Origin of the sequence: Actinoplanes sp. CA-051413 (assembly GCF_050955795.1) — a bacterium.
Lineage (GTDB): Bacteria > Actinomycetota > Actinomycetes > Mycobacteriales > Micromonosporaceae > Actinoplanes.
Window position 1 is genome coordinate 3,377,440 of the sequence record NZ_CP192100.1, and the last position, 18,353, is coordinate 3,395,792.

The following is an 18,353-nucleotide window of genomic DNA, read 5'->3' on the forward strand; positions in this document are numbered from 1 at the left end:
CGGTCAGGTCTGGGCCTTGCCGCCGGTGATCCGGGAGACGACCAGCGCGACCAGGATGACCGCACCGTTGAGGAAGTTGGTCCACTGGGCCGGCACGCCGCCCAGCGTCAGCACGTTGATGATCATGAAGAGCAGCAGCACGCCGGTGAAGGCCCCGAAGACGGTTCCCTTGCCGCCGTTGAGGCTGACGCCGCCGATGACGGCCGCGGCGAAGACCTGGAAGATCGCCCCGTCGCCCTGCGCCGCGGTGACCGACGCGAGCCGTCCGCTGATCAGCAGGCCGGCGAGGGCGGCCAGCGTGCCGGCGATGATCAGGGTCAGCCAGACGACCCGGTCCGTCCGGATGCCGGCCGCCCGGGCGGCGTCGACGTTGCCGCCGATCGCGTACAGCGAACGCCCGGCCCGGGTGTAGCCGAGGACCACGACGGCCACGGCGAACAGGGCCAGGGTGATCCAGATCGACGCGGGCACGCCCAGCCAGGACGTGGAGCCGAGGTAGGTCATGGACTCCGGCAGGGCGAAGAAGGTCTTGCCGCCGGAGATGCCGGTTAGCAGGCCGCGCAGGACGATGAGCATACCGAGCGTGACGATGAAGCCGTTGAGCCCGAAGCGCACGATCAGCAGGCCGTTGAAGGCGCCGATCAGCGCGCCGGTCAGCAGCACCAGCGGGACGGCCAGGGCGCCCGGCAGGGCGTGCACGCCGAGACCGTGGGTCACCGCCGGGTCGACGATCAGCCAGGCCGCGACGCCCGGCGCCAGCCCGAAGGTCGACTCCAGCGACAGGTCCATCTTCCCGGCGATCAGCACCAGGGTCTCGGCCAGCACGACGATGGCGATCTCGGACATGCTCTGCAGCACGTTGATGATGTTGTCCGGTTGCAGGAACACCGGGCTGACGATGAAACCCACGATGGCGACCGCGATGATGGCCGGCACCAGCGCGAGGTCGCGCATCCGGGCCAGCGCGAGGGTACGGCGGGTGGCCGGCGGCGCCGGGGCGGCCGGGGGAGCGGTGGTGCCGGAGAGCGTGTCAGACATGGTCGAGATCGACCCCTTCCATGGCGGCTACCAGGTCGTTGTCGCGCCAGCCGGACGGCATGTCCCGCACGACCCGGCCCCGGACCATGACCAGGACGCGGTCGCACACGCGCAGATCGTCGAGCTCGTCGGAGACGACCAGCACGACACTGCCGCGCCGGCGTACCTGCTCGACCACGCCGAGCAGGGTCTGCTTGGATCGCACGTCCACGCCGGCGGTCGGCGTGATGAGGACCAGCAGTCTGGGGTCGCCGGCCAGGGCACGGCCCATGACCACCTTCTGCTGGTTGCCTCCGGAGAGGTCGGAGACGGGCACCTGCGGGCCGGAAGCCTTGATGGCCAGGTCGGTGATGAACCGGCCGGCGAAGGCATCGCGGCGGGCCGACGAGATGAGACCGCGCCGGCCGACCCGCTCGGGCACGGTCATGGTGATGTTCTCGGCGACGGACAGCAGCGGCACCAGGCCCTGCCGGTGCCGGTCCTGCGGGACGAGGCCCACGCCGGCGGCGAGCGCGTCCGGCACGCTGCCCCGGCGCAGCGTACGGCCGTCGACGGCGACCGTGCCCGCGGCCGGCCGGGCCAGTCCGACCAGGGCCTCGGCCACCTCGAACTTGCCGCTGCCGCCCCCGCCGGCCAGCCCGATCACCTCGCCCGCCCGCGCCTCGAACGACGCTTCGGCGCCGGACGCCGTCACCAGGTCGCGAACGACGACGCGGACCTCGGCGTCCGCGGCCGGCGGCCGCCGGTGCGTGTCGCCGGCCAGGCTGACGTCCTCGCCGGTCATCGCCGCCACCAGGGCGGCGCGGTCGAGCTCGGCGACCTCGGTGGTGAGGATGTGCCGGGCGTCGCGGAAGACGGTCACCACGTCGCAGATCTCGTAGATCTCCTGCAGGTGGTGGCTGATGAACAGGAAGGTGACGCCCTGCGAGCGCAGGGCTTCGATGCGGGCGAAGAGCCGGGTGATGCCGGTGCCGTCGAGCTGGGCGGTCGGCTCGTCGAGGATGATGAAGCGGGCGCCGAACGACAGCGCGCGGGCGATCTCCACGAACTGCCGCTGCTCGACGGTCAGCGCCGACGCCGGCTGGTCCACGTCCACGTCGACCGACCAGGTCGCCAGCAGCTCGCGCGCGGAGCGGCGCAGCGCACCCCAGCGGATGAGGCCGCCGGCGCCGCGGTCGTGCCGGTTCAGGAACAGGTTCTCGGCGACGGTGAGGGTCGGGATGATCGTCGACTTCTGGTAGACGCAGGCCACCTGCCGGCGCCACGCGTCGCGGTCACCGAGCGGCGGGGCGGGCCGTCCGCCGAAGGTGATCCGGCCGGTGTCCGGCGCCTGCAGCCCGGTCAGCAGGGCGACCATCGTCGACTTCCCGGCGCCGTTGCGGCCGACCAAGGCGTGCGTCTCGCCGGGCCGTACCGTGATGGCGGCCCGGTCCAGCGCGACTGTGGACCCGTAGCGTTTGCTGATGCCGGCGGCCTCGACGACCGGCTCCGCGGCCGTCATGAGGCGCCCCACAGCGACTTGTCGTCGTACTTCGCCGTCTTCTCACCGCCGATCGTCGCGCCGTCCGCGGTGACCAGCGGCGCGGAGAGCTGATCCTCGAGCAGGCCGTCGCGCACCTTGATGATGGTGCTGTCGTGGTCGGTCGGCCCGGGCTGGAACGTCTTGCCGTCGATGGCGGCCTTGGCGTAGAAGAGCCCGTACTTCGCGTACAGGTCGGCGGGCTGGCTGACCGTCGCGTCGATGAGGCCGGCCTTGATGTCCTTGAGCTCCTCGGGAATCCCGTCGTTGGAGACGATGAAGACGTGCTTGGGGTCGCTCGGGGGCACCAGCAGGCCCTTCTGCTTGAGCACCTGCTTGGTGCCGGAGAGCGCGAACGACGACTGCATGTAGACGCCCTTGAGGTCAGGGTCGGACGCCAAGCGCGTCTGCAGCTTGGACGCCGCGACGTCGCCCTTCCAGTCGGTCACCTCGCCGAAGACCTTGATGCCGGGGAAGTCCTTCTTCATGCAGTCGTTGAAGGCCTCGGTGCGGTCGCGGCCGTTGATCGACGCGAGGTCACCCTGGAGCATCACGACCTTGCCCTTGCCGCCCAGCTTGGCGCCCAGGAACTGACACGCCTTGGTGCCGTAGGCGCGGTTGTCGGCCCGCACCACCATGGCGACGGATCCGGTGTCGGGCCGGGTGTCGATGGTGACGACCGGGATCTTCTTGGCGGCGAGCTGTTCGAGGCTGGGTGCGATGGCGGCGGTGTCCTGCGGGGCCATCACCACGGCCTTGACGCCCTGGCTGACGAACGTCTGCACGTTCGAGATCAAGGAGGCCACGTCGTTCTGCGAGTTCGTCGTCTTGAGCCCGACGCCGAGGTCCCGGGCGGACTCGGGCACGTACCTGATGTAGGAGTTCCAGAAGTCGGTGTCCGACCTCGGGTAGTCGACGCCGACGATCGGGGCCGTGGCCCCGCCGCCGTCGGCCGCCGGCGAGTCGCGGTTGCAGCCGGCCAGCGCGGACGTGACGCCGACCGTCGTGACGACCGCCAGACCGAGCAGAATTATGCGGTTCATCGGTGTCCTCCATCTGATGATTCGGCGCCGGCCCATCGGGGGCCGTCGGGATACCGGTACGCCGTGAGCGTCGACGGCAGCATCTGCGCGCTCATCCCGGCCGTCCGGGGCGCCATGTAGCGACCGTTCTCGATGCGTACCGGGGCGGTGAAGTGCTCGTGCAGGTGGTCGACGTACTCGATGGCGCGGCCCTCGGCCGTGCCGCTGACCGCGATGAAATCGAACATGGCCAGGTGCTGCACGAGCTCGCAGAGGCCCACCCCGCCCGCGTGCGGGCAGACGGGGACGCCGAACTTCGCCGCCAGCAGCAGGATCGCCAGGTTCTCGTTGACGCCGCCGACGCGGCAGGCGTCGATCTGGACCACGTCGACCGCGCCGGCCTGCAGCAGCTGCTTGAACATGACGGCGTTGTGCATGTGCTCGCCGGTGGCGACCCGGATCGGCGCCAGCGCCGACCGGATCGCGGCGTGCCCGAGGACGTCGTCCGGCGAGGTCGGTTCCTCGATCCAGTACGGGTCGAACGGCGCCAGCTCCCGCATCCAGCCGATCGCGTCGGACACTCCCCAGACCTGATTGGCGTCGACCGCGAGGTGCACGTCCGGACCGACCGCGCGCCGGGCGATGGCCAGCCGCCGGACGTCGTCCTCGAGGTCCGCCCCGACCTTCAGCTTGATCAGCTGATAGCCGTCGGAGACCGCCTGCTTGCACAGCCGGGCGAGCTTCTCGTCGTCGTAGCCGAGCCAGCCGGGCGTGGTCGTGTACGCCGGGTAGCCCTCGGCCAGCAAGGTCCGTTCGCGCTCGGCCTTGCCCGGGGCCGCGTCGCGCAGCATGGCCAGCGCCTCGTCCTCGGTCAGCGCGTCGCGCAGGTAGCGCCAGTCGATCTGGGCCACGACCTGCTCCGGGGTGAGGGTGGCCAGCAGTCGCCACAACGGCTGGCCCGCGCGCCTGGCGGCGAGGTCCCAGACCGCGTTGACCAGAGCGCCGGCGGCCATGTGCACGACCCCCTTCTCCGGTCCCAGCCAGCGGATCTGGCTGTCGCCGATGAGCCGCCGGGCCAGCGCCCCGGGATCGGCCACCAGGTCGTCGACCGGCAGTCCGGTGACCATCGTGGCCAGCGACCGGATGGCGGCGACCTCGATCTCCGTGCCGCGGCCGACGGTGAAGACGAACCCGTGGCCCTCGGCGCCGGCCGTGGTGCGCAGCACGATGTACGCGGCGGAGTAGTCCGGGAACGGGTTCATGGCGTCGGACCCGTCGCGCTGCCGCGACGTCGGGAACCGGATGTCGAAGGTGTCGACGGACGAGATGCGCTCAGTCACCGAGGCTCCTGCTCTGTGGTGGCCCGCGCCCCACGCTCGGCCGCAGCAGGCCTTAGACATCTGATGTATTTATAGGCGCCGGTGACCTCCCGTGTCTACGGGCGGATACTGCTGTCCTGTTCAGAGCCAGAAATCAGATGTCTTGCGCTAAGTTGCGCGGCGAAGTTGACGATCTTGAGAACGGGGGCTCCGCGCGGGGTGGTGCCCGGGCCGGGTCACTGATCACCGGGGAGGACCGGTATCTGGCGCCGTACGAGAGCGCGAAGCAGTCGATCGACGGAGCCATCACCGCGGTCGCCGAGCTGACCAGCGACAACGCCGAGCAGCAGGCGCGGATCACCACTCTGCGGCCGCTGGTGGAGAGCAAGTTCGCCGAGCTCGCCGACACGATCGAGCTGCGCCGTACCGACGGCTTCGCCGCCGCGCAGGCCGTCGTGCTGACCGACAAGGGCAAGACGGTCATGGACCAGATCCGTACCGTCATCGCGGAACTGTCGGGTGCCGAGACGAGCCTGCTGGGCGCGCGGGCGACGGAGACGGCAGAGACCGCCGACGGAGCCCGGGTCGCGGTCCTGGTCGGCATCGTCGCCGCCGCGCTGCTGGTCAGCATCCTGGCGTTCCTGATCGCGCGCAGCATCCTGCGCCCGCTGTCGGCGCTGACCGGCCGGATGTCCGAGATCGCGGACGGCGAAGGTGACCTCACCCGCCGGGTCGACGAGACGCGCAGGGACGAGTTCGGTCCGCTGGCCGCCGCGTTCAACCGGTTCGTCGCCAAGCTGGCCGGCACGATCCGGCAGATCGGCGACCAGGCCACCTCGCTGGCCGCCGCCTCCGAGCAGCTCTCGGCCAGCTCGCAGCAGATCGCCGGCTCGGCCGCCGACACGTCCCGTCAGGTCGGCGGCGTCGCGGACGCGACCGAGTCGATGAGCGGGGCGCTGACCACGGTCGCCGCGGGCGCCGAGGAGATGGGCGCGTCGATCCGGGAGATCGCCTCGAACGCCGCCGACGCCAGCCGGGCCGGCGCCGAGGCCGTCGACGTGGCGAGCGAGGCCACCCGGACCGTCAAGGAGCTCGGCACCTCGTCCGTCGAGATCGACAACGTCATCAAGCTGATCACCGCGATCGCCGAGCAGACCAACCTGCTCGCCCTCAACGCCACCATCGAGGCGGCCCGGGCCGGCGAGATGGGCAAGGGCTTCGCCGTGGTCGCCTCCGAGGTCATCTCCGACGCCTCCGGCAGCAGCCGCGACATCTCCGGCAGCCTGACGGCGGTCGCCGGCGCCGCGACGGAGACGTCCACCGCGATCGGGGGCTCCCAGGCCGCGGTCAACGAGCTGGCCACGATGAGCGCGACGCTGCACACCCTGGTCAGCCAGTTCAAGTACTGAGCGGCCTCACAGTGGCGGGCACAGCGGCCGGCGGCTGGTGTCGGGGAAATACCGGTGCCAGTCCACGGTGACCGGCCGCTCGCATGTCGTCCGGATCACCGCGGCGAGATCGGGGTTGATGCGCCACATCGCCGACTTGCCGTCCAGGACGAACAGGTCGTTGCCACTGAGCCTGGGCGAGCTGAGGCGCAGGCCCTGGGTGTGCAGCCGGAGGAGGTCCCGGCCGGTCGCGGTGTCCCAGATCCGGGCCCCGGCCCCGTCGACGACCGCCACGGTTCGCCCGGCGGCGTCGAAGGACAGGCCGGTCGTCTCGTCGAGGCCGCTGACGCGGGCCACGACTCGCGGCGCGTGCGGATCGGCCAGGTCCAGGACGGTCGTGGTCGTGTCGTTCACGTACGACGTGACGGCGATCAGCCCGGCCGGTCCCGCCTGGACGATCGCGGGGTGCGGGACCTGCAGCAGGGTGCTGGTCCGGCGGCCGTCGACGGTCCAGCGTTCGATGGTGTCCTGGTCGCCGGTGCGCCGGCTGAGGACGACGCCCGTGCCGTCGGCGAGCACCGCTGTCCCGATCACGTCGCGGGCCGGCAAGGTGCGGATCGAGCGGTCACCGACGCGCCAGACTCTGGCCGTACGGTCCGGGCCCAGGGCGCTCAGCAGCGAGCCGGTCCGGTCCATGCCCTGCATCAGCCCCAGTCCGGCCGGCACCCGGACGGACCGGGGGCGGTTCAGATCAGCCAGGTCCCAGAGCTGGGAACGGGTGCTTCCGCTCCAGTAGATCGCCCGGCGCTCGTCGAGGCTGTTCATGTGCAGGTAGCTGTTGGCGGTGGGCAGGCTGCCGGCCTGCCGCCACGTCTCACCGTCCCGCCGCCACAGCCGTTCCCCCAGCGTGCGGGTGTCGTAGGTGACCGCGAACCGGCCGGGCGGGTGCACGTATCCGCGCCCGAGGGTGGTGGCGCCCGCGGCGGCGTGCGCCAGGAGCAGCACGTCGCGGGCCTCGACAGTGGGTGCGAGCCGGTACGCGGCCAGAGCCAGGGCTGCGGCGTCCGTGGGCCGGGTGGCGATCAGGTCGCGGGCGGCATCGGTGGCGCGCAGGGACAGTGCCTCGTTGCGCTGCCGAGCGGCCCGGTGCTGGGCCGCCGCGGCGGCGACCGCTGTCCCGGCCAGCAGGACGGCCAGCACCGTCAGCCCCGCGGCGAACCGGCGCAACCGCCGGGTGGTGCGCTGGTCAGCTCGCGTCCGGGCGTCCTCGACGGCGAGGCCGGCGGCCACGAACGCCCGCTCGCGGGGGTTGAGCCGGTCGCGCAGCCGGGCCGCCTGTTCGAGCCGGGTGCCACGGTAGAGGGTGTCGGGGTCGTACGCGTGGGCCTCCCAGACGGCCGTGGCCTCGGTGAGCCGGTGCTGGGCGCGCAGGTCGTCACGGTCGTCGGCGATCCAGCCGGCCAGCCGTGGCCAGGCCTTGAGGAGCGCCTCGTGGGTCAGGGTGACGCTGTCGCGGTCGATGGTGATCAGCCGGGCGGCGGCGAGCCGGTCGAGCAGGGCGTCCGGCACCTGCAGGTCGGCCCGCCGGACCCGCCGCCTGGTGTCCTCGGTGCCGTCGCCGGGCACCACCAGGCGCAGGAACAGCAGCCGGACCGCGCCGCGCTCGGCCTCGGTGAGCTGGTCGAAGGTGTGCTCGGCGGTGCGGGCCAGCGCGTGCTCGATGCCGCCGACGTCCTCGTAGCCGGTCAGGGTGAGCACCACGCCGCGCCGGCGCCGCCAGGTCTCGGCGAGCGTGTGCGACACCAGCGGCAGCACGGCGGGCTGCCCGCTGACGTCCGAGACGAGCCGGGCCAGCAGCGCCGTCTCGATCGTGGCCCCCGCGTGGGCGGCCGGTCCGGTGATCGCCGACCGGAGCTCCTCGGTGGACATCGGGCCGACCAGGACCTGCGCCCGGTGCAGCGCGGCCACCAGCTCCGGGTGGCGGGCGCAGCGACCGTAGAAGTCGGCGCGGACGCTGATCACCACCCGGCTGTGCGGTCCCGCGGCCGTGGTCAGCGCCCGGATCAACCACAGCCGGGCGGCTTCGTCGCAGAGCGTGAACACCTCCTCGAACTGGTCGACGACCAGCAACAGGTCGGCGGCGGCCTTCGCGAGCCAGCCGCGCAGGGCCTGCGGGTCGGCGGCGAGGTCGTCACGGACCCGGTCCGCGGGCTCGTCGGCGAGGTTCGCGACGGGCACGGCCAGCTCGGTGATCGGGTCGGCTCCCGGGGTCACGACGATCGCGGTGCGCGCGCTGCGGGCGACCAGGCCGGCCCGCAGCAGCGACGACTTGCCCGCCCCGGAGGAGCCGAAGATCCCGACGAACGGCCGCTCGTCGACCAGCGTCAGCAGCGTGTCGGTCAACGCCTCGCGGCCGAAGAACCGGTCGGCGTCGGCCACCTGGTAAGGGGCCAGTCCCACGTACGGCATGGGCGCCTCACCGTCCGCGCCGGGCTGCGCGGCCGCCAGCTGCCGCCACCGCTCGGTCCATTCGCCGACGTCGCCGGCGCAGGCCCGGACGATCGCCGCGGTGACGGCCAGGCTCGGCAGCCGGCGTCCGGACAGCGCCTCGGACAGTGCCGCGGCCGAGTAGCTCGTCCGCTTGCCCAGCTCCCGGTACGAGGGCAGGCCGGCCCGCCGCCGCAGGCGCCGCAGATCACCGGCGAACCGCAGCAGAGGCGTCTCCTCGGACTCCAGCGGACGTTCCTGTCGGGGCACCGGCCCTCCATTCGTCGCGGTCATTGTCCTCGCCGATGTCCAGCGTTGGTTGTTCAGCGGCCGACGCCGAACACGAACAACGCCCCGGTCCCTACGGTCGGGATCGTTCCGCCGGCGCACCCGCCCGTGAAGCATTGAGGAGTTCGTGCATGCGAAACACCCGCATCCTGGTGGCGGCATCGGCCGTCGTCCTGGCCTTCTCCCTGGCCGCCTGTGGTTCCAGCGAGAAGACGGCAGACAAGAAGACGGCCGGCACCGGCAACGCCGGCGCGCTGATCGGCGTCACCATGCCCACCCGCTCCTCGGAGCGCTGGAACGGCGACGGCGAGAACGTCAAGAAGGAGCTCGAGGCCCTCGGCTACAAGGTCGACCTGCAGTACGCCGAGGACGACATCCCCACCCAGATCAACCAGCTGGACAACCAGATCACCAAGGGTGCCAAGCTGCTGATCATCGCGCCCATCGACGGCACCGCGATCACCACCCAGCTGCAGAGCGCGGCGGACAACAAGATCCCGGTGATCGCGTACGACCGGCTGATCCGTAACTCGCCCAACGTGGACTACTACGCCACCTTCGACAACTTCCGGGTCGGCGTGCAGCAGGCGACGTCGCTGCTGACCGGCCTCAAGCTGCTCAACGCCGACGGGTCCAAGGGCTCCGCGAAGGGCCCGTTCAACGTCGAGTTGTTCGCCGGCTCGGCGGACGACAACAACGCGACGTTCTTCTACAACGGCGCGATGTCGGTGCTGAAGAAGTACCTGGACGACGGCACGCTGAAGGTGCCGAGCAAGCAGACCGACTTCAAGAAGATCGCGATCCTGCGGTGGAAGCCGGCGGTCGCCCAGGACCGGATGGAGAACCTGCTGACCTCGACGTACCGTTCCGGCCTGCGGGTGGACGGTGTGCTGTCGCCGTACGACGGCCTGTCGATCGGCATCGTCTCCGCGCTGAAGAGCAACGGCTACGGCACGGCCGGTCAGCCGTACCCGGTCGTGACCGGCCAGGACGCCGAAGCGGCCTCGGTCAAGTCGATCATCGCGGGTGAGCAGTACTCGACGATCTTCAAGGACTACCGGGTGCTGGCCCGGACCAGCGCACAGATGGCCGATGCCGTGCTCAAGGGCCAGAAACCGACCACGAACAACAACAAGGACTACGAGAACGGCGTGAAGGTCGTGCCGTCGACGCTGCTCGACACGGAGATCGTGAACAAGACCAACTACGAGAAGGTCCTCATCGACAGCGGCTTCTACACGAAGACCAAGCTGCAGTGAGGATCGCGGCCCTGGCGGCTCTGACTCTGGTCCCGATGACCGTCGGCGCTGGGGTACCGAGCGCGATCCCGGCGGCGGCCCACGGCGCGGCGCCGTCGCCCTCGGCGCCCGGAACGGGCTGGCGGATCAGCGGCGACACGGTCACCTGGCGGTCGCCGGAGGCGATCCCGGTCGGTGACGCGGCGGTCGAGTTCTGGGCGGGGCAGCGCCGGCTCGGGGTGGCCCGCCGGCTCGACCCGCACACCTTCGCCCTGCGCTGGTCCGGTGCCACTGTCCCGGCCGGTCTGGCAGTCCGGGCCGGCGGGCGCCGGCTGGACCGCGCTCCGGCCGTGGCTAGGCGCTCCGGCCCCGTACCCGGGACGGCCACACCCGGCCCGGCGCTGCCCGCGAACCCGGTTGATCCCGGAATTGCCGGTCCCTACCGCGTCCGGTCCGGCGAGTACACGCTGCCTCCGCTGACGTTGCCCGGCTATCCGGCCGCGGTCGAGATGCAGGCGCTGGTGACAGCGCCCCTGGGTGCGCCCGGCGCCCGCCCGCTGGCGGTGTTCCTGCACGGCAAGCACGCGACCTGCTACGGCGGGCCGGACAGTGCCGCGTACCGCTGGCCGTGCCCCGCGGGCAGCCGGCCCCTGCCCAGCTACCGCGGCTACCGCCAGGCCCAGGAACTGCTCGCCTCGCAGGGCTACGTCACCATCTCGATTTCGGCCAACGGCATCAACGCGCAGGATGAGCCCGACGGCGACGGCGGGGCGCAGGCCCGGTCCTCGCTGGTCCGGGCGCACCTCGCGCAGTGGGCGGACTGGGCCGGCCCCCGGCGGTCGGGCGCGCCGGCGATCGTGCGGGCCGCCCCGCCCGCCGACCTCGGCCGGGTGCTGCTGATCGGGCACTCCCGCGGCGGCGAAGGGGTCAACCGGGCCGCCATCGACAGCCTCACCCCACCGCCCGCCGCGCGGGACGGCTACCACGGCCCGGTGCGCTGGACAGTGCGCGGCATGCTGCTGATCGGCCCGACGGCCTTCGGGCAGAACCAGGCGCCGGATGTGCCGGCGGCGGTGCTGCTGCCCGGCTGCGACAACGACGTCGCCGACCTGTCCGGTCAGATGTACGTCGACGCCACGCGGGGCGTCAGCAACGGCGCGGCGATGCACAGTGCGCTGTTCATGGTCGGGGCCAACCACAACTACTTCAACACCGAGTGGACGCCGGGACAGGCCGTCGCGCCGGCCGGTGACGACTTCCCGCGCGGTGTCGACGATCCGGTGTGCAGCCCGGGCCGGCCGGCCCGGCTGACCGCGGCCCAGCAGCAGCGGGCCGGGGCGACCTACATCGCGGCCGCGGCGCGGGCGTTCGTGGCCGGCGACGACCGGGTGCGGCCCCTGCTCGACGGCACCGGAGTCCGGGCCCCGTCGGCGGATCCGGCCCGGGTGCTCAGCCATGCCGTGGGCGCCGGCCGGACGCCCGCGGTGCTGCCCGACGAATCGCTGACCGTCACCGGGCACGGCCGGCTCTGCGAACAGGTCGACCCCGATCCCGGCCGGGCCTGCCTGGCCCACCCTGACGACAACCTCTGGGCGTGGTCGCCGCACTTCGTGGGAATCGACCTGGCGGCCGACGAGCCGGGCCGGCACTCGGTCAAGATGACCTGGTCGAAACCGGGGGAGGCGACCGGCCTGCGTCCGGCGCACCCGCGGCCGGTCGCCGGCGATCTGGCCCTGCGGCTCATCGTCCCGCCAGGCAGCACCGGTACGCGGATCGGCGTCGTCGCCACCGACCGCCACGGCCGCAGCGCTGACCTCGGCACGGTGACCCTGGACGGGCTGCCCTCCTCGGACAACCTGCCGCGCTACTGGGCGCAGGAGGTGCGATTGCCGTTGCAGGGCCTCACCTCGCTCGCCGAACTGCGGCTCGTGCCGCGCAGCCCCGGCGGAACGGCCTGGCTGATCGACGCCTGGGGGTGGCGGCCGGGCCTGCCCGCCCCACGGCCGGACGCGTTGCCGCGCATCGACGCCGACGACCTCACTGTCGACGAGAACGATGCCGGCGAACGTACGGTGCAGGTGCCGGTCCGGGTCACCGGCCGCGGGGCCGGCCGGGTGAGACTGTTCCTGGCCGACCTGTCGACCGGCCGTACGCGTTCCTGGGTCGCCGCGGTCCGCCCCGGCCGCACCACCGTCCCGGTGCCGTTCACCGTCGCGGGCGACCGGCTCTACGGTGCCGACCAACGGCTCGTGGTGAAGGTCAAGGCCGTGCGGGGCGTGCAGGTCGGCAACTGGATCGGCCGGCTCCGGGTACGCGACGACGACCCGGCCCCCGAGGTCACCGTCGAACTGGTCGCCGACTCGGTGGTGGAAGGTGGCACGTTGCGGTGGCGGATCACCCTGTCGGACACCATCGAGGGCCGGATCTACGTGGAGGCGACGGTCCGGGCGCCGGGTGACGATCCGGAACTGTCCACGACGGACGTGCATCCGGACTGGCTGGCCGAAGCGGGCGGCTACGAGGCGGAACCGAGCCGGCCGTTGTCGGACCTTGAGTTCTTCGGCGTCCTGGCCGAGTTCGCCTCGGATCGGCTGACCGCCGAGCTGACCGTGCCGACGATCGCCGACGAACTGCCCGAGCCGGTCGAGCGGATCCGGTTCGCGCTGTCCGGTTCGGGGCACGGTCTGCCGGACCTGGGCACGGTGACCGGGAGCGTCTCGGACCCGCCCGGCGCGCGGCGGTAGGGTCGGGCTTGTGGATCTGGAAGACACCGCTTTCCGGCTCGGAGTGCCCGTCGAGGACGTCGAGCGCGTGCAGCGACTCGCCGGTGACCGGCCGTCGGCCCCGCTGCCCGCCAAGGCCGACGCGCCGGGGATGCTCGAGCGGCTGGCGGTGCGGCCCGACGACGCCGCGGAGATCATGGCCGGCTGGCCCGACCCGGACTCTCCGCTGTGGACGCCGGAGCTGCGCTGGCTGCTCGACCGCTCGACCGCCCTGGTGCGGGCGGACCTCGCGGGCTTCGACTGGCTGCCGCCCGGCCCGGTGCTGCCGCGCGACCGGGGACCGGCCTGGCGGCACCTCTACGTGTACGCGTATCTGGCCCTGGTGGACGTCGTCACGGCGTACCACCGTGAGCACGGCATCGCCGATGCCGTGTCGTGGGTGACCCTCGCGGACCTGGGCCGCAACCTCGCCGTCGACCGGCGGATGCGCGGCGAGGGCTGGCCGGTCATGCAGAGCTGGCTGACCTTGCACGCGCGCGGCGGCCTGTACGAGCTGGGCCGCCTGCAACACCAGCGCGGCGACACGGCCATCGGCCTGCACATCCCCGAGTCGGGCCCGTTGACCCCGGAGGCGGTGGCGGCGTCGCTCGACGAGGCTCGGGCGTTCTTCCCGCGCCACTTCCCCGAGGAGCGGTACACGGAGTTCTCCTGCGGTTCGTGGCTGCTCGACCCGCAACTGCTGGAGTATCTGCCCGAGGAATCCAACATCGTGCGGTTCCAGCGGCGGTTCGAGCTGGAGCCGTACGAGGAGCCGGAAGGGCTGGACGCGGACGAGGAGGCGTTGCGGTTCGTGTTCCGTACGCTGACGACGCCGCTCGACCAGCTTCCCCGTAACACGACACTCCAGCGTGCGATCGTCGACCACCTGAAGACGGGTGGCCACTGGCGCTGGCGTAAGGGCCGCTTCCCGGTCTAGCCAAGGCTGCCGGTGAGCGACTGCATCGCTTACCAGCTAGGTTCCTAGGATGCTGTAGAGCGTGTGTCACGGCCGACCAGCCGCCCTCAGCTCTCAGCGGACGCCTCGTAGCGGGTGGCGATCGCGGTGGCGCGGTCGCGCAGGGCGGTGCGCAACCATGCCGGAGCCAGGGCCTCGGCGCTCGTGGCGAGCTGCCACAGTGCCCATTCGGCGTGCCGCCCGTCCTGGAAGGTGACCTCCAGCCGTAGCCAGCCGTCCGCGTCGGCTTGCTCCTCACGCACGGCCACCGCGGTGCCCACCAGCTCCTCGCGTCGCGCCGCGTGCACCCGTACCGTCGCGGTCACGGTGTCCCCGCCGGCGCGGAACCGCGTGCTGCGTTCCTGCCAGGCCCGGTCCAGATCGACCCGGTCCGGGCGGTCGGCGGGTTCGGCGAGCTCCTCGGCCGCCAGGACGCGGGACAGCCGGTACGTGCGGTCCGCGCCGGCTCTGGTGGCCAGCAAATAGCCCTGCTCCCGTACGGTCACCAGCCCGATCGGATCCACCGTGCGCCACCGTGGGGTCTGGCCCGCAGCCGCATAGCGGATGCGCAGCTTGTGGCCGGCGAAGACCGCGCGCCGGACCGCGGCCGCGATGCTGTCGGGAAGCTCCTCGGCGACCAGCCGGCGCGACAGCAGGTCGGTCTGCGGGTCGATGAGCAGCCGTCCCACCGCGTCGGACGCGGTGTCCCGGTAGCTTTCGGGCAGCGCGTCGACCACCTTGAGCATGGCCGAGGCGAGCGCCGACCCCAGACCGAAGACCTGCGCGCCGCGCCGCGAGCCGGCGACCAGCAGAGCGAGCGCTTCGTCGTGGTTGAGCCCGGTCAGCTCGGTCCGGAAGCCGGGCAGCAGCGCGAAACCGCCGTGCCGGCCGCGTTCGGCGTAGACCGGGACGCCGGCCGCCGACAGCGCTTCGATGTCGCGCAGCACGGTACGGGTGGACACCTCCAGCTCGCGGGCCAGTGCGGCCGCGGACATCCGGCCGTGCCGGCGCAGCAGCAGCACCAGGGAGACCAGCCGGTCCGCTCGCATCGGCAAACTATGGCAGCAATACACGACACAGGGTGTCGTATATCGGCTGCGAGGCTTCCTCTCGACGAAAGGGAGCTGTGATGACAACGGATCGAATGGCGGTCAACCCGTGGACGTGGTCGGCGGAGCTGGGCTACAACCAGGCCGAACTGGTCACCGGGCCCACCCGGACCCTGTACTGCGCCGGGCAGGCCGCGATGAGCAGCGACGGCAAGCCTCAGCACGACGGTGACCTGGCGGCGCAGCTGACCCTCAGCCTCGACAACCTGGAGGCCGTGCTGGCCGGGGCGGGCATGTCCTTGGCGGATCTCGTCCGGCTCACCGTCTACACCACCGACGTCGATCGGCTCTTCGAGCACTACGGCGTGCTGGCATCGAGGCTGGGAGCCGCCGGAGCCGCTCCGGCCACCACGCTGCTGGGTGTGACCCGGCTGGCGGTCCCGGCCCTCATGGTCGAGCTCGAAGGAACCGCCGCGGCGACCACCGGTTCGTCTCGGCGATGATCAGCGCGGTCAGCACCGCGACCAGTCCGGCCAGCCCCGCCGTCGGCGGCAGCACCACAGCGGCCGGAACGGCCGCGAGCAGGACGCCTGCCGCGACCAGCCGGGGCGCGCTCAGCACCGTGTGCATGCGGTACGCGAACAGCAGATGCCCACCGAGGTACAGCGCCGCACCACCGTAGAGCGACAGCGCGTACCAGGCGCCCAGCGGCTCGGTGTCGCCGGCGTGCGCCACCACCCCCTCGACGCCGAGCGCGGTGAGCACGATGCCGGCGACCAGCGGGAAGTGCCCGTACGTGTAGGCGTCGACGGCCAGGCTGACCCGGGCCTGGCCGTCCGCCCGCAGCAGGCGGTGTTCGGCCGCGGACGCCACCACGTCGAAGTACAGCCACCAGAGGCAGACGGCCACGCCGACGCCCAGCACGGCGGCGACCAGCAGCGGCACGCTGATCGGCTGGCCGGCCGCACCCACTCCGATCGCGACGACCGACTCGCCCAGGGCCAGGATGACGAACAGGCCGTGTCGTTCGGTCAGGTGCGCCGGGCTGTGCAGCCGCCAGGCGCCGTGCCGGGCGGTGACGTAGATGCCGGCCCAGTCCACCACCAGGGCCACCGCGAACAGCAGCAGCTGGGCCCAGCCGCCCAGCAGAGCCCCGGTCACCAGCAGGCCCGCGCCGACCAGCAGCGGCAGCCAGGTGATGGTGACCTGATGCCGCAGCCCCGCGTCACCGGTCGCGGCCACGGCGTAGACCATCAGGTGCACCGACCGGACCAGCAGGTACGCGCACACCAGCACCAGCGGGCCGGAGAGGCCGCCGGGCGCGTCGTGCCACGCCTCGGGGATGGCCAGGGCCACCACGAACATGGCCGCCATCGCGACGACCATGCCCGCGCGCAGCAGACCCCGGTCGGCCCGGGAGTGGTTGCCCAGCCAGGTGTAGCCGGACCAGGTTCCCCAGAGCAGCGCGAGCACCAGCAACCCCTGTAGCACGCCGTAAGCGGTGTGTTCGTGGGCCAGGTAGGCGGTGATCTGCGTGGTCGCGAAGACGTACACCAGGTCGAAGAAGAGCTCGAAAGGCGTCGCCCGGTGCTGCTCACCGGCCGGGCGCACCCTCGCCAGCACCCCGCGTCGCGGCGCCATGTCAGGCCGGGACCAGGGCCGGCGGCCGCACCGTTACGCGGGGCCGCCGGCAGTAGTAGACGAACGCCGGTGGCACGTTGGCCCACACCGTCCGGCCGGCGACCACCTCGTCGAAGCGGGTGCCCAGGGACCGGCGCAGCCGGCGGGCGGGCGGCGCCCAGCGGGCGAGCGTGTAGGCGAAGGTGGTGAACGCGCCGTCCGGGGCCAGCGTGTCGGTGACCGCGTGCAGCAGTTCGTCCTGCCGGCCACCGGCGAACGCCGCCCACGGCAGTCCGCTCACGATCACGTCGGCGTGCCGGTGACCGCGTTCGGCCAGCACCTCCCGCAGGTTGCGGGCGTCGGCCACGGCGACGTCGACCTGCGGGTACCGGCCGGCCAGCAGCCCCGCGAACCGTCGATTGATCTCCACGGCGATGTGGTGTCCGCGGCCGGCGAGCCGCCGCTGGACGGCGGCGGTGAACGCGCCGGTGCCGGGACCGAGCTCGACGACCACCGGGTCGCCGCCGCGGGGCACGGGCGCGGTGATGAGGTCGGCCAGCGGCCCGCCGCTGGGGGCGACGGCGGCGACGGTGAACGGGTCACGCAGGAATTCGTGCAGGAAAGCGGCACGGTGCTCGGAGGTCATCGCACTGCTCCTTGCTCGGCGCCGGCCGGGTCCAGGACCCGGGAGAGCCATCCGGTACGGGTACGGCGGGCCGCGGCGGACAACCGCGCGTGCGGGTACAACGCGTCGAACCCGTGGAAGCCGCCGGCCCAGACGTGCAGCTCGGCGATGCCCCCGGCCGCCCAGATCCGGGTGGCGTAGGCGACGTCCTCGTCGCGGAACACCTCGGCCGAGCCCGTGTCGATGTAGGTGGGCGGCAGGCCGGACAGGTCGTCGGCCAGCGCGGGGGAGACGTGAACGGGCACGGCGCCGGGGTCGAGGTCGCCGAGCAGCGACCGCCAGCCGAAGGCGTTCATCTCGCGGGTCCACACGCCTGGGCCGCCGGCGTACTGGTGGCTGGAGACGGTGTTGTTGCGGTGGTCGAGCATGGGACAGATCAGCACCTGGGCGGCCAGGGCCGGGGTGCCGCGGTCGCGGGCCAGCAGGGCGACCCCGGCGGTGAGGCCGCCACCGGCGCTGGTCCCGGCCACGACGATGCGGGCCGGGTCGATGCCGAGCTCACCGGCGTGCTCGGCGACCCAGAGCAGGCCGCGGTAGCAGTCCTCGACCGGGGTCGTGCCGGTGTGCTCCGGGGCCAGCCGGTACTCCACTGAGATCACGACCGCGCCGAACTCGTCCAGCCATTCCAGCGGGATGTCGAGCTGGGCGAAGCGGTCGCCCATGACCATGCCGCCGCCGTGCATCCAGTACACGCACGGTGCAGCCGTGGGACGGGCGCCACCGGACGGGCTGAAGATCGACAGGGTGATCGGGGTGTCGTCCGTACCGGCGATGCTGACCTCGCGCCGGTCGACGGCGCGGCCGGCGAGCAGGGGTTCGACGGGTCCCGACGAGTACGGGCGGATCTGGGCGAGGATTTCGGTGGTGAGTTCCGGTACGGGTGGCAGGCCGGCCAGGAGGCGGCCCAGCTCGGGGTCGAAGGGTGGACGGTGCTCAGTCATGGTGAAGTCCTGTCGCTGAAAGGGTTCGCGGGGCAGGGGTGC

Annotated in this window: 14 protein-coding genes; 5 read left to right on the plus strand and 9 right to left on the minus strand. The window is 72.3% G+C overall.

Annotation, left to right across the window (positions count from 1 at the left end; genetic code table 11):
- Positions 1-3: 3 nt before the first annotated feature.
- From ACQP2Y_RS16005 to ACQP2Y_RS16020, 4 genes are read right to left on the minus strand one after another with little or no spacing between them, the layout of a single operon-like run.
- The gene (locus ACQP2Y_RS16005; RefSeq protein ID WP_433728870.1) at positions 4-1,038 is read right to left on the minus strand and encodes an ABC transporter permease; all 1,035 of its coding nucleotides are present in this window, start codon (positions 1,036-1,038) and stop codon (positions 4-6) included.
- Positions 1,031-2,539 (minus strand): sugar ABC transporter ATP-binding protein, encoded by a 1,509-nt coding sequence (locus ACQP2Y_RS16010; RefSeq protein ID WP_433728872.1) that lies wholly within the window; start codon positions 2,537-2,539, stop codon positions 1,031-1,033. The genes ACQP2Y_RS16005 and ACQP2Y_RS16010 overlap by 8 nt, the downstream gene beginning before the upstream one ends.
- Complete coding sequence (locus tag ACQP2Y_RS16015) at positions 2,536-3,600, minus strand: sugar ABC transporter substrate-binding protein (protein ID WP_433728874.1); 1,065 nt, start codon at positions 3,598-3,600, stop codon at positions 2,536-2,538. The genes ACQP2Y_RS16010 and ACQP2Y_RS16015 overlap by 4 nt, the downstream gene beginning before the upstream one ends.
- The gene (locus ACQP2Y_RS16020; protein ID WP_433728876.1) at positions 3,597-4,919 is read right to left on the minus strand and encodes an enolase C-terminal domain-like protein; all 1,323 of its coding nucleotides are present in this window, start codon (positions 4,917-4,919) and stop codon (positions 3,597-3,599) included. Before ACQP2Y_RS16020 ends, ACQP2Y_RS16015 begins: the two co-directional genes overlap by 4 nt.
- A gap of 152 nt (positions 4,920-5,071) precedes the next feature.
- Here ACQP2Y_RS16020 and ACQP2Y_RS16025 point away from each other — a divergent pair, with 152 nt between their 5' ends.
- Complete coding sequence (locus tag ACQP2Y_RS16025; RefSeq protein ID WP_433728878.1) at positions 5,072-6,307, plus strand: methyl-accepting chemotaxis protein; 1,236 nt, start codon at positions 5,072-5,074, stop codon at positions 6,305-6,307.
- A gap of 6 nt (positions 6,308-6,313) precedes the next feature.
- On the opposite strand, the gene ACQP2Y_RS16030 is transcribed toward ACQP2Y_RS16025, so the two are convergent.
- On the minus strand, positions 6,314-9,043 hold the full coding sequence (locus ACQP2Y_RS16030; protein ID WP_433728881.1) for a hypothetical protein: 2,730 nt from the start codon (positions 9,041-9,043) through the stop codon (positions 6,314-6,316).
- Positions 9,044-9,192: 149 nt separating this feature from the next.
- Between ACQP2Y_RS16030 and chvE the strand changes: the two genes are divergently transcribed.
- Genes chvE through ACQP2Y_RS16045 form a run of 3 tightly spaced genes read left to right on the plus strand, consistent with a single transcriptional unit; the run spans position 9,193 to position 13,998 of the window.
- Positions 9,193-10,320 carry a multiple monosaccharide ABC transporter substrate-binding protein gene (chvE, locus tag ACQP2Y_RS16035; RefSeq protein ID WP_433728884.1) on the plus strand — a complete coding sequence of 376 codons (1,128 nt, stop codon included), beginning with the start codon at positions 9,193-9,195 and terminating at the stop codon, positions 10,318-10,320.
- 35 nt (positions 10,321-10,355) lie between these two features.
- Complete coding sequence (locus ACQP2Y_RS16040) at positions 10,356-13,043, plus strand: hypothetical protein (protein WP_433728886.1); 2,688 nt, start codon at positions 10,356-10,358, stop codon at positions 13,041-13,043.
- Positions 13,044-13,053: 10 nt separating this feature from the next.
- The gene (locus ACQP2Y_RS16045; RefSeq protein ID WP_433728888.1) at positions 13,054-13,998 is read left to right on the plus strand and encodes an acyltransferase domain-containing protein; all 945 of its coding nucleotides are present in this window, start codon (positions 13,054-13,056) and stop codon (positions 13,996-13,998) included.
- Positions 13,999-14,084: 86 nt separating this feature from the next.
- Here the strand turns inward: ACQP2Y_RS16045 and ACQP2Y_RS16050 are convergent, their stop codons facing one another.
- Positions 14,085-15,065, minus strand: a complete 981-nt coding sequence (locus ACQP2Y_RS16050; RefSeq protein ID WP_433728892.1) for a helix-turn-helix transcriptional regulator — start codon at positions 15,063-15,065, stop codon at positions 14,085-14,087.
- Between the two features lie 80 nt (positions 15,066-15,145).
- On the opposite strand from ACQP2Y_RS16050, the gene ACQP2Y_RS16055 reads away from it, so the two are divergent.
- On the plus strand, positions 15,146-15,568 hold the full coding sequence (locus tag ACQP2Y_RS16055) for a RidA family protein (RefSeq protein ID WP_433728894.1): 423 nt from the start codon (positions 15,146-15,148) through the stop codon (positions 15,566-15,568).
- Here the strand turns inward: ACQP2Y_RS16055 and ACQP2Y_RS16060 are convergent.
- Genes ACQP2Y_RS16060 through ACQP2Y_RS16070 form a run of 3 tightly spaced genes read right to left on the minus strand, consistent with a single transcriptional unit; the run spans position 15,513 to position 18,311 of the window.
- Positions 15,513-16,706, minus strand: coding sequence for a low temperature requirement protein A (locus tag ACQP2Y_RS16060; protein WP_433728896.1), 1,194 nt, complete (start codon positions 16,704-16,706; stop codon positions 15,513-15,515). The two genes, ACQP2Y_RS16055 and ACQP2Y_RS16060, sit on opposite strands and share 56 nt — an antisense overlap.
- Before the next feature lies 1 nt (position 16,707).
- The gene (locus tag ACQP2Y_RS16065; protein ID WP_433728898.1) at positions 16,708-17,331 is read right to left on the minus strand and encodes a class I SAM-dependent methyltransferase; all 624 of its coding nucleotides are present in this window, start codon (positions 17,329-17,331) and stop codon (positions 16,708-16,710) included.
- Positions 17,328-18,311, minus strand: coding sequence for an alpha/beta hydrolase (locus tag ACQP2Y_RS16070; protein WP_433728901.1), 984 nt, complete (start codon positions 18,309-18,311; stop codon positions 17,328-17,330). The genes ACQP2Y_RS16065 and ACQP2Y_RS16070 overlap by 4 nt, the downstream gene beginning before the upstream one ends.
- Between the last annotated feature and the right edge of the window lie 42 nt (positions 18,312-18,353).

Coding starts and splice junctions, on each gene's coding strand:
- ACQP2Y_RS16010 (WP_433728872.1), bottom strand. CDS start 2,539: ATGACGGCCGCGGAGCCGGTCGTCGAGGCCGCCGGCATCAGCAAACGC.
- ACQP2Y_RS16040 (WP_433728886.1), top strand. CDS start 10,356: ATGACCGTCGGCGCTGGGGTACCGAGCGCGATCCCGGCGGCGGCCCAC.
- ACQP2Y_RS16005 (WP_433728870.1), bottom strand. CDS start 1,038: ATGTCTGACACGCTCTCCGGCACCACCGCTCCCCCGGCCGCCCCGGCG.
- ACQP2Y_RS16055 (WP_433728894.1), top strand. CDS start 15,146: ATGACAACGGATCGAATGGCGGTCAACCCGTGGACGTGGTCGGCGGAG.
- ACQP2Y_RS16050 (WP_433728892.1), bottom strand. CDS start 15,065: ATGCGAGCGGACCGGCTGGTCTCCCTGGTGCTGCTGCTGCGCCGGCAC.
- ACQP2Y_RS16060 (WP_433728896.1), bottom strand. CDS start 16,706: ATGGCGCCGCGACGCGGGGTGCTGGCGAGGGTGCGCCCGGCCGGTGAG.
- ACQP2Y_RS16015 (WP_433728874.1), bottom strand. CDS start 3,600: ATGAACCGCATAATTCTGCTCGGTCTGGCGGTCGTCACGACGGTCGGC.
- ACQP2Y_RS16070 (WP_433728901.1), bottom strand. CDS start 18,311: ATGACTGAGCACCGTCCACCCTTCGACCCCGAGCTGGGCCGCCTCCTG.
- chvE (WP_433728884.1), top strand. CDS start 9,193: ATGCGAAACACCCGCATCCTGGTGGCGGCATCGGCCGTCGTCCTGGCC.
- ACQP2Y_RS16065 (WP_433728898.1), bottom strand. CDS start 17,331: ATGACCTCCGAGCACCGTGCCGCTTTCCTGCACGAATTCCTGCGTGAC.